This is a genomic window from Brevundimonas sp. (assembly GCF_029946145.1).
In the GTDB taxonomy this organism is placed as follows: domain Bacteria; phylum Pseudomonadota; class Alphaproteobacteria; order Caulobacterales; family Caulobacteraceae; genus Brevundimonas.
The window spans coordinates 21,025-34,923 of record NZ_JAQSDY010000014.1 but is presented as its reverse complement, the minus strand read 5'-3'; the positions used below and the strand labels follow the sequence as shown (position 1 = coordinate 34,923).

The 13,899-nt window shown below is 67.9% G+C and carries 13 protein-coding genes; 6 read left to right on the top strand and 7 right to left on the bottom strand.

The window, feature by feature from the left end; translation table 11 throughout:
• Positions 1 to 162 precede the first annotated feature (162 nt).
• From PSV23_RS07090 to PSV23_RS07080, 3 genes are all read right to left on the bottom strand, one after another.
• Positions 163 to 1,218 carry a glycoside hydrolase family 5 protein gene (locus PSV23_RS07090; protein ID WP_300467315.1) on the bottom strand — a complete coding sequence of 352 codons (1,056 nt, stop codon included), beginning with the start codon at positions 1,216 to 1,218 and terminating at the stop codon, positions 163 to 165.
• Positions 1,219 to 1,422: 204 nt separating this feature from the next.
• Complete coding sequence (locus PSV23_RS07085; protein WP_300467313.1) at positions 1,423 to 1,878, bottom strand: MarR family transcriptional regulator; 456 nt, start codon at positions 1,876 to 1,878, stop codon at positions 1,423 to 1,425.
• Positions 1,879 to 1,895: 17 nt separating this feature from the next.
• Positions 1,896 to 3,185, bottom strand: a complete 1,290-nt coding sequence (locus tag PSV23_RS07080) for a S41 family peptidase (protein WP_300467312.1) — start codon at positions 3,183 to 3,185, stop codon at positions 1,896 to 1,898.
• A 660-nt stretch (positions 3,186 to 3,845) separates the two neighbouring features.
• Here PSV23_RS07080 and PSV23_RS07075 point away from each other — a divergent pair.
• Together PSV23_RS07075 and PSV23_RS07070 are read left to right on the top strand one after the other, a co-directional pair.
• Positions 3,846 to 4,010, top strand: a complete 165-nt coding sequence (locus tag PSV23_RS07075; RefSeq protein WP_300467311.1) for a hypothetical protein — start codon at positions 3,846 to 3,848, stop codon at positions 4,008 to 4,010.
• A gap of 120 nt (positions 4,011 to 4,130) precedes the next feature.
• Entirely contained in the window at positions 4,131 to 5,153 is a 1,023-nt protein-coding gene (locus tag PSV23_RS07070; RefSeq protein WP_300467310.1) for an IS110 family transposase, read from the top strand.
• A 340-nt stretch (positions 5,154 to 5,493) separates the two neighbouring features.
• Here PSV23_RS07070 and PSV23_RS07065 read toward each other — a convergent pair whose 3' ends face one another.
• Positions 5,494 to 6,024, bottom strand: coding sequence for a 6-carboxytetrahydropterin synthase (locus PSV23_RS07065; RefSeq protein WP_300467309.1), 531 nt, complete (start codon positions 6,022 to 6,024; stop codon positions 5,494 to 5,496).
• Positions 6,025 to 6,208: 184 nt separating this feature from the next.
• On the opposite strand from PSV23_RS07065, the gene PSV23_RS07060 reads away from it, so the two are divergent.
• Positions 6,209 to 7,597 (top strand): aldehyde dehydrogenase family protein, encoded by a 1,389-nt coding sequence (locus PSV23_RS07060; RefSeq protein ID WP_300467308.1) that lies wholly within the window; start codon positions 6,209 to 6,211, stop codon positions 7,595 to 7,597.
• Here the strand turns inward: PSV23_RS07060 and PSV23_RS07055 are convergent.
• Positions 7,594 to 8,295 (bottom strand): Crp/Fnr family transcriptional regulator, encoded by a 702-nt coding sequence (locus tag PSV23_RS07055; protein WP_300467307.1) that lies wholly within the window; start codon positions 8,293 to 8,295, stop codon positions 7,594 to 7,596. The two genes, PSV23_RS07060 and PSV23_RS07055, sit on opposite strands and share 4 nt — an antisense overlap.
• Positions 8,296 to 8,413: 118 nt before the next feature.
• On the opposite strand from PSV23_RS07055, the gene PSV23_RS07050 reads away from it, so the two are divergent.
• Both PSV23_RS07050 and PSV23_RS07045 read left to right on the top strand, forming a co-directional pair.
• Positions 8,414 to 9,970: an acetolactate synthase large subunit gene (locus tag PSV23_RS07050; RefSeq protein ID WP_300467306.1), complete on the top strand. Its 1,557-nt coding sequence runs from the start codon at positions 8,414 to 8,416 to the stop codon at positions 9,968 to 9,970.
• Positions 9,967 to 11,364: an FAD-binding oxidoreductase gene (locus PSV23_RS07045; RefSeq protein WP_300467305.1), complete on the top strand. Its 1,398-nt coding sequence runs from the start codon at positions 9,967 to 9,969 to the stop codon at positions 11,362 to 11,364. Before PSV23_RS07050 ends, PSV23_RS07045 begins: the two co-directional genes overlap by 4 nt.
• Positions 11,365 to 11,373: 9 nt before the next feature.
• Here the strand turns inward: PSV23_RS07045 and PSV23_RS07040 are convergent, their stop codons facing one another.
• Positions 11,374 to 12,498, bottom strand: a complete 1,125-nt coding sequence (locus tag PSV23_RS07040) for an FAD-dependent oxidoreductase (RefSeq protein ID WP_300467303.1) — start codon at positions 12,496 to 12,498, stop codon at positions 11,374 to 11,376.
• 22 nt (positions 12,499 to 12,520) lie between these two features.
• On the bottom strand, positions 12,521 to 12,928 hold the full coding sequence (locus tag PSV23_RS07035; protein WP_300467301.1) for a ribonucleotide reductase subunit alpha: 408 nt from the start codon (positions 12,926 to 12,928) through the stop codon (positions 12,521 to 12,523).
• Between the two features lie 84 nt (positions 12,929 to 13,012).
• On the opposite strand from PSV23_RS07035, the gene PSV23_RS07030 reads away from it, so the two are divergent.
• Entirely contained in the window at positions 13,013 to 13,345 is a 333-nt protein-coding gene (locus PSV23_RS07030; protein ID WP_300467299.1) for a hypothetical protein, read from the top strand.
• Positions 13,346 to 13,899: the final 554 nt, after the last annotated feature.

Sequence of the window (13,899 nt, the reverse complement as noted above, 5' to 3'; positions counted from 1 at the left end):
ACACCTCCACTTTGGCACATCGATGCCGTCGGGGGGCGTCCACCCCATCGCTTTCGGCTCGGAGGCTCTCGCCCGCACCTTCACGGCATCGCCGTCCTCGCCTTCGTCCTCGTCGGCGCTCGACGGCGTCACGTCGCTCGACCGCCAGGCGGTCGACTTCGTCTACAGACAGTCGGTGTTGAAGCGGTCGGGGCCGTCCCACTCGCATGAGCCGTCGATGCAGTCGATGAGATTGCTGGAAAATTCGTTCTGCGCGTGATCGAAGATCTGGAACCAGCCGCCGTCGTCCCAGACAGCAGTCGGCATCCCGAAGGCTTTGGCGTGAACTGCGTCGAAGCGGGCGTACCAGAGCCGGACGTTGTTGCAATTCATCGTCTGGAACCGGCTCTGCCAGCCAACCCCCCATTCACCGATGAACACGGGCATTCCACCACCGGTCGTCCCGGCCCAATGGGCCATCAGTCGCATCGGACCGCTGGCGTCGTCCTCGGTCCATGGATCGGCGTAGTCACCCTGGTTGTCGCCGGCGAAGGCCCAGGGATTGTAGTGATGGAAGGTGGCCATGACATACGGATCGCGGCCGTCTCCGACGGCGGCGAGATTCGGCCAGGCCGTAGCCATTTCCTGAGCGCCGAACCATTGATTGCCGCCGATCACCACGATGCGGCCGGGGTCAATCTGGCGAATGCGCCGATAGGCCTGACCCGTCATGGCGCGCAGGGTTTCGGGCGCCATGGACTCATGGTTGCTCAGATGGGGCTCGTTGAGAATCTCGAACATCAGTCGGCCGTCCCGGTCCTTGAAGGTCTGAGCGATGTCAGACCAAAGTTGGGCCAGAACATCGCCGCGCGCCTGATCTTTGAGCCGTATTTCGTGGTGGGCGTTGATCACGACATGCAGGCCGGGTTGGGCGAGGGCGTAGTCGATCACCGCTTCCAGTTCAGCGAGTCGAGGAGAGTCCCGGACGAGCCGGCCAGTGTCCGGATCCGCCAGGGTCGCGCCGCTGACCGTCTCGGTCCAGGTGACGGGAATGCGGACCCATCGGAATCCGCGGGCGTAGTATGCGTCGATCTTCGGTCGGGCTGCTTCGAGGGTCGGCGCGTGCTGGCTGTTGTCGAACATCTGGCCGAGGTTGAACCCCACGGTGCGGCGCAGACACCCCGACGCCCGCAGTTTCTTGACAGGTTTGTGGACCGCAGGAGCCGACAAGCCGACCATCTGGCCTAATTCCGCGTAACTGTCGGCGCTTGCCGGAGCGCAACATCGCGGGCCAGGCCCTGTTCGCCGAAGCCGGGTTCCGGCGTACCATGATCGAGATGACCTGGGATCCGCCTCGCGACGACTAGGCGGGTCGCGGAGCCCCCGGTCGTGAGGATCTCGATCGTCGACCGAGCTGCGCGGATCGCTGCGCCTTGCGGGGCTCTAGACGACGATGCGATCGATGAGGGGGCGAGCCCTGAGGGCTTGGATCGCGCGATCGATCGTATCGAACACCGGACCGGCGACTTCCTCCATCTCGGCATAGGCGCGATCGAACTCGGGAGCGAGGCGATCCAGCAGCGCCAGTTGGTCGCGCCCCGCGGCCGTGATCTCGATCAGGAGGGCGCGCTGGTCTTCAGGATCGGGTCCGCGGATGATCAGCCCCAGCTTCACCAGCTTGGGGATTTTCTGCTGGATGAGCTGGTGGGACCGATTCAGCGCCCGCACCAGATCGGAGACCGAGACCGGCCCCAGGGTCGCGATCGCGTTCAGCAGGGAAGACGATTTGACCGGCACGACAAGACCGGCGCGCGTGAACACCTCGGCGGACTGCTGCGCGACAAGGTCGCTCAACTGCTCGCTCAGGCGGCCGAGGTAGGTTCGGCTCAGCTCGGTCATCCGCCGAAACTCCTCACTCAGTCCAGGCGACGATAGAGCGCTGTGTCGCCAGACCGGAACACACGTTCCAGGCCGGTCACGGCGCCATTGTCACGCACCAGACGGAACCGGTAGTCATCCGTGCCCTGGACCGCAAACAGATCCTTGCCGATCGGATCGAGGGCGAGGACGAACCGCTCGCGCCAGCGATAGATCAGACCCGTCGCGGTGCGAACAAGCGTCCGACCTTCATAGGGTCCGGCCGCGTCATCCAGGTTCGTCGCGCTCACGGCTCCTCCAGCGATCGCGAACTCTATGGGGGCCAAGGCCCATGCGGCGTCCGCGTCGCCCGCCCCAGCCTGACGCTGCAGCAGGAATTTCTGCGCCGCCAACAAGGCGTCCGAGGCCGGGACGACGAGATCGGGGGTCACGCCGACGCCCTCGAAATCCTGGCCATCGACCGGATCCCGGATCTGACCGAACGGCACCTGCAGCATGAACCGGTCGTCGATCGGGACGCGGGTCACCGGATGCGCGCCCCCCGAGGTCTGCTCCCCGATTACGGTCGCACGGCCGAGCTTCTGGAGGGAAAACGCCATCCATTCGGCGGCGGAGAAGGAGGTCGATCCGGTCAGCACCACCACCGGGATATCCGCCGACCGCTGGCCGGGGACCGCGGCCAGACTCCACTGGCTGCGCTCCACGCGAACGCCGTCGTCATTGTAGTAGTAGTCGAAGAATTTCTGCTCCTTGCCCGCCGGATAGAGGTAGCTCATCAGGAACTGCGCCAGTTCGAGGACGCCGCCGTTGTTGTAGCGGAGGTCGATAATCAGCCCCTTGGCGCCTTCGGCGAACCGCATGGCCCCTGCCGCCGTCTCCTGGGCGTATTGCGGGTCGGCGAAGAAGTCGAAGCGGATGTAGGCTAGGCCGCCGTCGAGCCGTCGAACGTCTCGAAAGCCGAAATTGGCGGCCCGCTCGCTGTCGCGCTGCACCTGGGTGGTTTCTTCCCCGTCGGCCTTCGCCTGGCGATCGGCGACGACCTCGGCCGGATCGAACGCCACCGAGAAATGCAGATCGTCGCTCGCCTTGACCAGGCCTTGGGCGAGACTGGCCGCGAACTGTTCGCCTTCGATCGGCTCGGATTGAACCCGCCGGTCCAGCTCGGCGGTTATCGTGGGGATGCGGTCGGGGAAGACATAGTTCTCCCGCAGCGCCGTCTCGAGGTGGGTGACGACTTCGCGTTGCGCTTCGCGATCCAACGTCTGGGCGGCGGCCATGGTCGGCGTGATCGTCAAGACGAACAGGAAATAAAGGAGACGAGGGAACATGACGCTCTACTCTGTATGGAATATATTGCGCAATATATTGCATAAAGCTGCGCCGTCAATGGAGTCTGCGCTGACCGTTGGCTGGCCAGGGGACTCTCCTCTGAGAAGCCCGGCTCGACCTGTGTTGGGTGCGGCTTCCGGACGCCGGGACGTGAGGCCAACCCGGGTGATCCGCTCAGCGGCGCGGGACGAAGACGACCGCGGCACCCATCTGGATGACGTTGCCGCAGTCGAGGCCGCCCTCGCCGCCGCTCAGATCGATGATCGTCGACCATTGGGATGGCCTGCAGCGGATCCCGGCCGAGGCCCAGAACTCAGCACCGTCCGGAGGCTCACCTTCACCAATCCTGGAAAACAAGTGCTCGACCCTGGATCATTTGATCAGCCCTAGTGACGCGGGCTTCTCTGATCGATCCGGCGCTCGATCGCAGGCGCGAGATGGCGGAGGGACACCGCGAGCGCGACGATGAAAAAGGCATGAGAGCATCACCATTGGCGCTGTCAGGAGGAATGATGCTCCGACCCAGGCGCCGCTGAAAAGAGGCGTCGTGGGCAGGAAGAGAGACGCCGGCAAAACGCCTGCCAGCAGAATGCAGATCGTCGCCGTGAGCCACGGGCTCGAGAGATCTGAGACAGCCCGTCTGAGAATCCAGAAGTTACATGCCCGAGGATATCGTCACGCCCCACAATGCCTCCGGGGAGCTCATCCGGACGCTCGACGACTGGTGGCCGTCGTTCCCAGGGTATCACCTTTACTACCCTAGCCGCCGCCACGCCTCGCCCGCCTTCTTCCTGCTGCTGAACGCGCTTCGGTTTCGCGGCTGAAAGCAGTTGCGAGCATGAGCGTCGGCTTCCCGGAAGTCTGCCAATGTCCGCTCTTGATGCTGTGGACGGCTCTCCAACCCACCGGCAGCGTCAGCTTCCGGTCAGAGCTGGAGGAGAGCCATGGGACAGGTAGTCACGATTGGATTGGACATCGCGAAGTCGGTGTTTCAGGTGCACGGCATCGACGCTGAAGGCGGCGTAGTCATTCGACAGAAGCTGACGAGAGCGCGGCTTCTGAAGTTCTTCGGCAAGCTGGGGCCATGCTTGGTCGGGATCGAGGCCTGCGGGACATCGCATCACTCGGCGCGCGAGTTGAGCGGGCTCGGCCACGACGTACGGCTGATGCCGCCGAGCTATGTGAAGCCCTACGTGAAGCGCCAGAAGAACGACATGGCCGACGCGGAGGCGATCTGTGAGGCCGTCAGCCGGCCGACCATGAGGTTCGTGCCAGTGAAGTCTCCCGAGCAGCAGAGCATAATGGTGCTTCACCGCACGCGATCGATCCTGATCCGCCAGCGGACCCAAGTGTCCAATGCGATCCGCAGCCACATGGCGGAGTTCGGGATGGCCGCCGCGATCGGTCGGCAGGGCCTGCAGACGCTGATCGAAGTCGTAGAGGATGCGGGCGATCCGCGTGTTCCGTCCGAGGCACGAGGCTGCCTGACCATGTTGGTTGCTCAGCTGCGGCTTTCAAACGCGCAGATTCTTGAAGGGGACCGACTGATCAGAACCAATGCCCGCTCGACCGAGGTCGGTCGCCGGCTGATGGAGATCCCGGGCGTTGGCCCACTGCTGGCCAGCGCCCTCGTAGGTACGATCGCCGATCCGAAGGCGTTCAAGACCGGCCGCAATCTGGCGGCCTGGATCGGTCTCGTCCCACGACAGAACTCTAGCGGTGGCAAGGAGCGGCTCGGCGGCATTACCAAACAGGGCGATCGCTACTTGCGACAGATGCTGGTCGTCGGCGCCCTGGCTGTCGTGCGCTACGCCGTGCGGAACGGCACGCGACGGCCATGGCTGGTCCAGTTGCTCGCGCGACGAACGCCGAAGGTGGCAGCCGTCGCGCTCGCCAACAAGACCGCCCGGATGGTCTGGGCGATCATGACCTCCGGCGAACGCTACAGGGAGCCGCTGGCGGCATAGAGATCAGGCTGAGGCGGGAGTGCCGCGGCTGACGAGCTTGGGAAGGGCGAACAGGATGTAATGCGACAGCCGGTCGATACCGGAAGGCGGGAAAACCCACTTGCGCCAGAGCGCTTCGAGCGCGTGCTTTTGGTCGGGACCCATCTTCGTGGAAGGCACTATGGCCAGCGGTCATGCGTACCGCACCAACAGGTCGAACACATGGCCGCACCGACCAGACTTAGCAGAACCTCACTTCACCCTTGCCAACGGGGAGCCGTCCACACATGGCGTAATGAAAGGGCGTGATCGCCTGCTATAGGCAGCCGCTCTATCGCCTGGCTGTGCGGCTTGGGAGATTTCAGCGCGCGCCCTTGTCGATCGACGTGCCCGCCAACAGGCGTGCGTAGACTTCCAGGTCGATCTTTGAGAGCAGGGCTGTCGGGTTTTCATAGATGGCGCTGTTGGCTCCATGCTCGAAACATTCGACGCTTTGGACCCAGCAGCGCCCGCCGGTGGCTTCCCGTATCAAGCCTTCGGCGTGTTCGAGAACATGCTGCGACAGGCGTTCGCAGCTGGTTCCGGGGACCAGTCTCGCCTGGGCCAGGCCGAGAGTCTCCAGATGCAGGAAGGTGTCCCGATCAGGGTCGTCGTCGCTGACCAGAAGCGTATGGTCGAAAGTCGCGTGAAGCCATTCCCGGATACGGCCGAAGCCGCCCTTGCCGAAGTCTACGACCCAGCCGCGATGGTCGAGCTGTTCGGCGGCGAAGGTGAAGCGAAAGCCCAGCGAATAGCCGTGGAGAAGGTGGCAATGGCTGTCGGCGGCCCATTGTCTGAAGGCGCACGACAGACCTCGATCGGCGCCGTAAGTCTTGGTGGATAGGTGGGCCATGAAGGGTTTCCGCAGCGGGCCCCGCGGTCAATGATGCGTTTCCGTCCGTTGGGCAATCCTGCAGGCCCGGGCACCGCAGGGCGGCGATGATGCGCCGCATGGCGTCGTTCGCGTCTGCGTGCGACCGAAAGCGTCGCGGGGAGGCGCTCACCCGACCGCGCTGGCTGTCTTCACGAGGTTCGCCATGGATGCGTCGTCTTCTGACCGGAGCTATGACCGCGCCGTCGCCATGGCCCGGGCGGCCTTCGACGAGGGTCGGACGCGTGATCCCGTCTGGCGTTCCGCGCAGCTCGCCGGACTGATCCGCCTGATCGACGGGCATGAAGCGGACATCGTCAGGGCGCTCGCCCGGGACCTGGGCAAGCCGCGCGCCGAGGCGCTGACCGCCGAGGCGTGGCTGGTCCGGGCCGAGGCCCGGGAGACGGCCCGGGCCTTTCATCGCTGGGCCCGGCCCCGGAGGGTGGGTACGCCGTTATCGCTGTTCCCGGGCGCGGCCCGGGTCGTGCCGGAGCCGCGCGGCGTGGCCCTGATCATGGGGGCCTGGAACTATCCCTGCCTCCTGACCCTGTCGCCGCTGATCGGCGCGCTCGGCGCCGGGTGCGCCGCGGTCGTCAAACCCTCCGAACAGGCGCCGGCCACGGCCGATCTGCTGGAGGAACTCCTGCCCCGCTACCTCGATCCGGAGGCCATCCAGGTCGTCCAGGGGGACGCGGGAGGCGCGGCGCGTCTTCTGGAGCAGCGGTTCGACCTCATCCTCTACACCGGCGGGGCGCGGGTGGGGCGGCTGGTGATGGCCGCGGCCGCCCGACACCTGACGCCCGTGATCCTGGAACTGGGCGGCAAGAGCCCGGCGCTGGTGCACGACAGCGCCGACGTCGCGGAAGCTGCCCGCCGCATCGCCTGGGGCAAGTCGCTGAACGCCGGTCAGACCTGCACCGCGCCGGACTATGTGCTCGTCCCGCGCGACCGGACAGACGCGTTCCTCGCGGCCTATCGCGCGGCGCTGGCGCGATTCCATGACGGCGACGCGGCGACCAGCCCCGACTATGGACGGATCCTGAACCGGCGTCATTTCGAACGCCTTTCAGCCTATCTCGGCGACGGGCGGGTCGTGATCGGCGGTCGCACCGATCCGGCACGCCTGTTCATCGAGCCGACGGTGCTGGTCGACGTTCCGGTCGATGCGCCGGTCATGCAGGAAGAGATCTTCGGCCCGATCCTGCCGCTGATCCCGTACGACAGCTGGGGTGAAGCCCTGGCCATGGTCCGGGCGCGGGACAAGCCGCTGGCCGCCTACGCCTTCGGTCGCGACCGCGACGCGATCGACCGGGTCGAGCGGGACATCAGCGCCGGGGCCTTCTGCGGCAATGACGTGATCCTGCAGCAGACCGTTCCTGACCTGCCGTTCGGCGGGGTGGGCGCGAGCGGCATGGGCGCCTATCACGGCCGCGCCGGATTCGACGCCTTCTCCCACGCCAAGGCGGTGCTGCGCCGCCCGGTCCGGTTCGACAGCGGACTGCGGTTCCCGCCCCATTCCGAAGGCAAGCTGCGTCGGTTGCGGTCGTTCTTCTAGGACCGCGACCGCCCGCATTTCTGCTGGAGCGTTTCGAGATCGAGAACGACGAGGCGGGCGTAGCGGGTTTCAATCACCCGCTCCCGGCGCAACCGTCCCAGCAGCGCGGCCAGGCTCTGGCGCGAGACTCCGACCAGGGCCGCGAGATCCTCCTGGCTCAGCCGCAGATCGATCTCGACCCCGCTTCCGACAGGGCGTCCGTGGCGACCCGCCATCTCGGTCAGGATGAAGGCCAGACGGGCCTCGGTCGAGGCGGTCAGGGCGTGCTCCACGAAGGCCAGGGCGGCGCGCTGGTGCTGGCAGGTCAGCGCCCCTAGGGCGCGGTCGAAACGTGGATGCGCGGCCGCGATGAGATCGATCCGAATCGAATCGACATGCAGGACGACGGAGGGGCCGAAGGCGATCGCATCGTGAAAGCGGGGCTTGCCGTCCAGCACCGACATCTCCCCGAACCAGTCGCCCGGTCGCAGGATCAGATAGACGAGGCGGCGCCCGGCCTCGGAATGTCCGATCAGCCGGATTTCCCCTTCGAGCACCGCATGGAGACCATCGCCCGGATCGCCCGCGCGATAGACGGCGGCGCCGTTGTCGACGGCCCGGATACGGGCGGCCCCCAACAGCGCCGCGCGAGTGTCCGACGGCAAGGCCCCCAGCCACGCGTCAGACCCGAGAATGCGGCTGGCGGCGGCGATCTCCATGCGACTCTCTGTACCTCTGGAATGTCAGGAACGCGACAATCTTTGCTCGAGGACGCGCCTAGCCTCGCCTGGAAACAGCTTGCCGGTCGAGTCCCGGCCGGCGGGAGCGGAGCGCGTCATGGAAACCGCCGTACGGATGCTGGAGACCTTCGCAGACCGGGGCGTCGATGTCTGTTTCGCCAATCCGGGAACCTCGGAAATGCACCTGGTCGCCGCGCTTGACCGCGTGCCGCGCATCCGCCCGGTGCTCGGCCTGTTCGAGGGCGTGGTCACCGGCGCCGCGGACGGCTACGGTCGCATGCGCGGCGCACCAGCCCTGACCCTGCTGCATCTGGGACCCGGGCTAAGCAATGGCGCCGCCAACCTGCACAACGCCTTTCGCGCCCGCACCCCGATCGTCAGCCTGATCGGAGATCACGCCACCTACCACCGCAAGAACGACGCCCCGCTGCAAAGCAACATCGAGGCCCTGGCGCGGCCGGTCAGCCGCTGGCTCGAGACGGCGGAGACGCCCGCCCAGGCGATCGATCTGGCCGCCCGGGCAGTGACGGCGGCGGTCCGGTCCGGGCCGGCGGCGCTGATCATCCCGGCCGACGTCGCCTGGTCCGACGAGACGGCGGCCCCGGCCGCGCCCGAGCCGCAGGCGTCGTCTTCGCCGACTTGGGACCGGCGCATCGACGAGATCGCGGCCGCCCTGAGAAGGCCCGGCTGCGCCCTTCTTCTCGGCGGCCGTCGGCTGGGGGCCGAGGCCTGCGCCGCGGCGTCGCGGATCGGCGCCGCCACCGGCGCGCTGGTCCTGACCGAGACCTTCCCGGCACGGATCGAGCGCGGCCGGGGCCGGTCAGCCCTGCCTCGCATTCCTTATCTGATCGAAATGAGCGCCGGCCTCCTCGGGACGGTCGGCACGGTGATTCTGGCCGGGGCACCCGCGCCGGTGGCCTTCTTCGCCCTGCCTGGACGCCCGACCCGGCCGACGGCGGAGGACGCCCGCTTCCTGACCCTGGTCGAGCCGGGCGAGGACCCGACGTCCGCGCTGATCGCCCTGGCCGAGGCCGTGGCGGGCCCGGCGGGCGAGCTGGCCACCGGGCCGGCGGTCCTCGCCCCGGGGTTCGCCGAAGCCGACCATGAGCGCGCCCTGGACGCCGATTTGCTGGCCCGGGTGGTCGCGGCGACCCTGCCCGACCAGGCCATTGTCTGCGACGAGTCGATCTCGCTCGGCTTCTACGCCTATGACTTCGCGGCCGGCGCGGCGCCGCACGACTGGCTGTCGCTGACCGGCGGCGCCATCGGGCAGGGTTTGCCGCTGGCGACCGGGGCGGCGCTCGCCTGTCCCGGCCGCCGGGTGATCGCTCTGCAGGCCGACGGCAGCGCCCTGTTCACCGTCCAAGCGTTGTGGACCCAGGCCCGCGAAAGCCTCGACGTCACCAATGTCATTCTCAACAACGGCTCCTACGCCATCCTCGAACTGGAGCTGGCGCGAGCCGGGGCTCCGTCCGGCGGCCCCGCCGCCCGGGCCCTGTTCGACCTGACCCGGCCCGCGATCGACTTCACGGCGCTCGCGGCGGGCTTCGGCGTGCCCGCCACCCGGGTGCGCACGGCCGGCGAACTCGCCGCGGCGCTCAACCGGGCCAATGCGACGCCGGGTCCCCATCTGATCGAGGCGATGTTCCGATGACCCAATCCGCCCCCCACGCGCCGCTGCCCGAAGGGCTGATCCGCCGCCTGGCCGATCTGCTGGGCGAGCATTTCACCGTCAACGCCACGGTGTGCGGTCATCATGGCGGCGGCGGCATGCGCCATCCCAACCTGCCGCCCCAGGCCGTGGCCTTTCCCGGGACGACGGAGGAGGTCGCCGCCGTCGTGCGCGCCTGCGCCGACTACCGTACGCCGGTGGTTCCCTTCGGCGCGGGCACCTCGCTGGAGTGCCATGTGGGCGCCGTCGGCGGTGGCGTGACCCTCGATCTGTCGCGCATGAACCGGGTGCTTCGGGTGAGCGCCGAGGATTTCGACTGCACCGTGGAGGCGGGCGTGACCCGCACGGCGCTGAACGCCCACTTGCGCGACACCGGGCTGTTCTTCCCGGTCGATCCGGGGGCGGACGCGACCTTGGGCGGCATGGCGGCGACGCGAGCCTCGGGAACCACCACGGTCCGCTACGGCGGCATGCGCGAGAATGTCATGGCCCTGACGGTAGTCACCGCCGCGGGGGAGATCCTCCGCACGGCCGGTCGTGCGCGCAAGTCCTCGGCCGGCTACGACCTCACCCATCTGTTCGTCGGCTCGGAGGGGACGCTGGGCGTGACGACCGAGGTCACCCTGCGCCTGCATCCGGTCCCGGAGGCCATGGCGGCTGCAGTCTGCGCCTTTCCTTCGGCGGAAGCGGCCGTGACTACCGTGATCGAGGCGTTGCAGTCGGGGCTGACGCCCGCCCGCGCCGAATATCTGGACGCGATCCAGATGGGAGCGGTCAACCGGGCCTTCGGCCTCGACTATACGGTCGCAGACAGCCTGTTTCTTGAGTTCCATGGCGGGCCGGACGCCGTCAGGAGCCAGGCTGAGGCTGTTGGTGAGCTGGCGACGGCAAACGGGGGGTCCGACTTCCGTTGGGAGACCGAGCCGGAGGCGCGCGACCGGTTGTGGAAGGCACGCCATCAGGCGGGGTTCGCCGCCCTGTCGCTGCGGCCCGGGGCCGTGCCCTGGTCGACGGATGTCTGCGTGCCGATCAGCCGGTTGGCGCAATGCGTCACCGAAACCCGGGCGGACCTGGACAGCGCACCCTTTCCGGGCACGATGCTGGGCCACGTCGGCGACGGCAATTTCCACGCCATCCTGCTGTTGAACCTGGACGACCCCGCCGAGATGGCCGCCGCCGCCGCCTTCGATGCGCGGCTGGTTCAGCGTGCTCTGGCCATGGACGGCACCTGCACGGGCGAGCACGGCGTCGGTCTGGGTAAACAGGGCGCGCTCATCGACGAACTCGGTGGCGCGGTGGGTCTGATGCGGGCGGTGAAGCAGGCGTTGGACCCGGACGGTTTGATGAACCCGGGCAAGATTTTCGCCGCCGCCTGACCGACCGGCTCACCACCACCTTGAGGGAGAGAAGGGCGCAGGTCCGAGACCGCGTTCTCCGAGGTCGGACGGGATCTCGCGCTTCAGCGCCAGGGCGGCCCCTAGGCGGGCCGCGGCGGGGGCGGTCTGCATGCCGTAGCCGCCCTGGCCGGCGAACCAGAAGAAGCCGGCCATATCCGGATCGTAGCCAATGACGGGCGTCCGGTCTGGGGCGAAGGTCCGCAGCCCGGCCCAGGAGCGCCGCAGATGACTTATGGAGAGGGTGGTCGCCGCCTCGATGCGATCGACGCAGATGGCGATATCGAGTTCCTCGGGCGCGGCGTCCACGGGAGCGGACGGGGTCTCGTCGGCGGGGGAGGCGAGCAGGCGGCCCGACTCCGGCTTGAAGTAGAACTGCTCGTCGACGTCGATCACCGTGGGCCATGTTTCGATGGCCAGTCCGGCCGGCGGGTCGATCAGGATCACCGTCCGCCGCCGGGGCTCCAGCCCCACGCGTCGGACGCCGGCCAGTTCGGCGATCGCATCGGACCACGCGCCGGCAGCGTTGACGATCACCCGGGCTTCGACCGCATCTCCGCCGGCCAGCGCGATCCGCCACCCTGTCCCACGGCGTTCAATCCGTTCGACGCCGGCGTTCAGCCGCAGATCGACCCCTCTGGACCGGGCCATGCGGAGATAGCCGGCGTGCAGGCCATGGGTGTCGATATCGCTGGAACCGGGCTCGAACACCGCTGCGATCACATCCGGGCGCAGGATCGGGACCATGGCCCGCGCCGCCTCGCCGCTGATCTCACGCATCCCGCTTCCCTCGGCGACGATGTCGGCGGCCAGGGCGTCGAGAGCGGGAAGCTGATCGCGCGTGGCGATGTTGAGACAGCCGCGGCGCCTGAGCAGCGGATGGTCGCAGAAGCCGTCGGGCGGGGCGTCGAAGAAGGCGCGGCTGGCCCCGGTTAGTCGCCTTATCCAGGCGTTGCCGTAGGATTCGATGAACATCGCCGCCGAGCGCCCGGTGGTGTGATAGCCGTGGCTTGCCTCCCGTTCCACAACGAGCACGCTGGCCGGGTCAGCCAGTTCGCAGGCGATGGAGGCGCCGGCGATTCCCGAACCGATCACGAGGTAGTCGTAACGGCGCATGACGCCTCCTGAATTGGCCGCCTCAGCCGATTTCCAGGAACTCGCCCTCAGGTCCGTAGGCGGCAAAACCGTCGATCCGGCCGTCGCGCACGGCCGCGGCCATGGTCTCGAGGGCCAGATCGATCCGGGCCTTATCAGGCGGACGGCCGGCCTGTCCGGACAGGCTGGCGGTGAACACCACGCTCCACGGCGGACCTGCCCGCCCGGCTTCCGAGACCAGGGACGGGAAGTCAGGTAGGTCCCGCGGGGCCTTGTCGACGCACATCAGCGGCGCGAGCGCGCCTCCACGGCCTGACCGGAAGCGTGCCCGCTGTTCGGGCGTGGCGCTGTCGGGCAGTTCGGCGACGGCGAAGACGAACAGCAAACGTTGCGGTTCGGACTGGGCGGCGGCGGCGGCCAGAAGCTGCCGGAAGTGCGAGTTGTCGTTCATTTGGAGCAGGGTAGGGCATAGGGCCCGGCCCTGTCTTGCGCCCGCGCAATTCCATCGGCCCAGGTCGGTCTTCTCGGCGCCGACATGCTGGGCGCCCTCGGCGCCATCGCCGACCTCGCCTGGCTGGGCGCCATCGTGGTCTTTCTGGCGCTCACCGCCGTCCGCCAGCGCGCCCTGGGGCTGCGGGGATTCCTGTTCTGGATCTTCGCCCTGTGGCTCAGTGAGGCGGCCACCCGGTATGGATTCCTGACCGGCGACCTTCAGCTGGCGAAGACGGCCGTCTGGCTTTCCGTTCTCGCCTTTACCGCGGTCCTTGGTCTCGCGCTCGCCCGGCCAGTATGTGGACCCCCACGCCATCACCCCGGCCTTCGCGCGGACCTGCACACGCAGAAAACTGACGGCGGGGTCGCCTCATGACGTCAGGCGGTCCGGCGCGAGACCTCGACGGGCCGGTTCGGCGTCAGCCGCTTCGTGGTTGGATTGGTGCTCGGGCATACGCCCAACGAAGGCGCAACGGTCACGAGCGTCTATGGTCGCCACACCTATGTGCCGGAGAAGCGGTCGGCGCTGGAGCTGTGGGGGAACCACGTGGTCCGGCCTGACCTTGCGGTCGCGCCGCGCGACGCCGTTCCATTGCCTCATGCGGCGGGAGGAGGGGCGTGTCGCCGAGGCGAAGGCGCGGGCGCTCGCCCTGCGCCGGAAGGGACATCTGCACGAGGCCGCGCTCTCGATCTGCATGGATGTGTCCCGCCATCCGAGACCCGCCAGTTCGCATCTGGAAATCCTGGGCAGGGTTGGCCTGGGCGAGCCGCAGCGGGCTCCCGCGCGCGGGTGGAGGTTTGGGTCGGCGGGTTCAGACAAGGTCTATGCGTCGAGCAGGCGGCCCTTGGGGTTCGCACCGAACGCCCTTTCGAACGCCGCCCGGAGCGGCAGCGAACCCGCCTGCCGAAGAGAAAAGGGGGTTGGAGGGC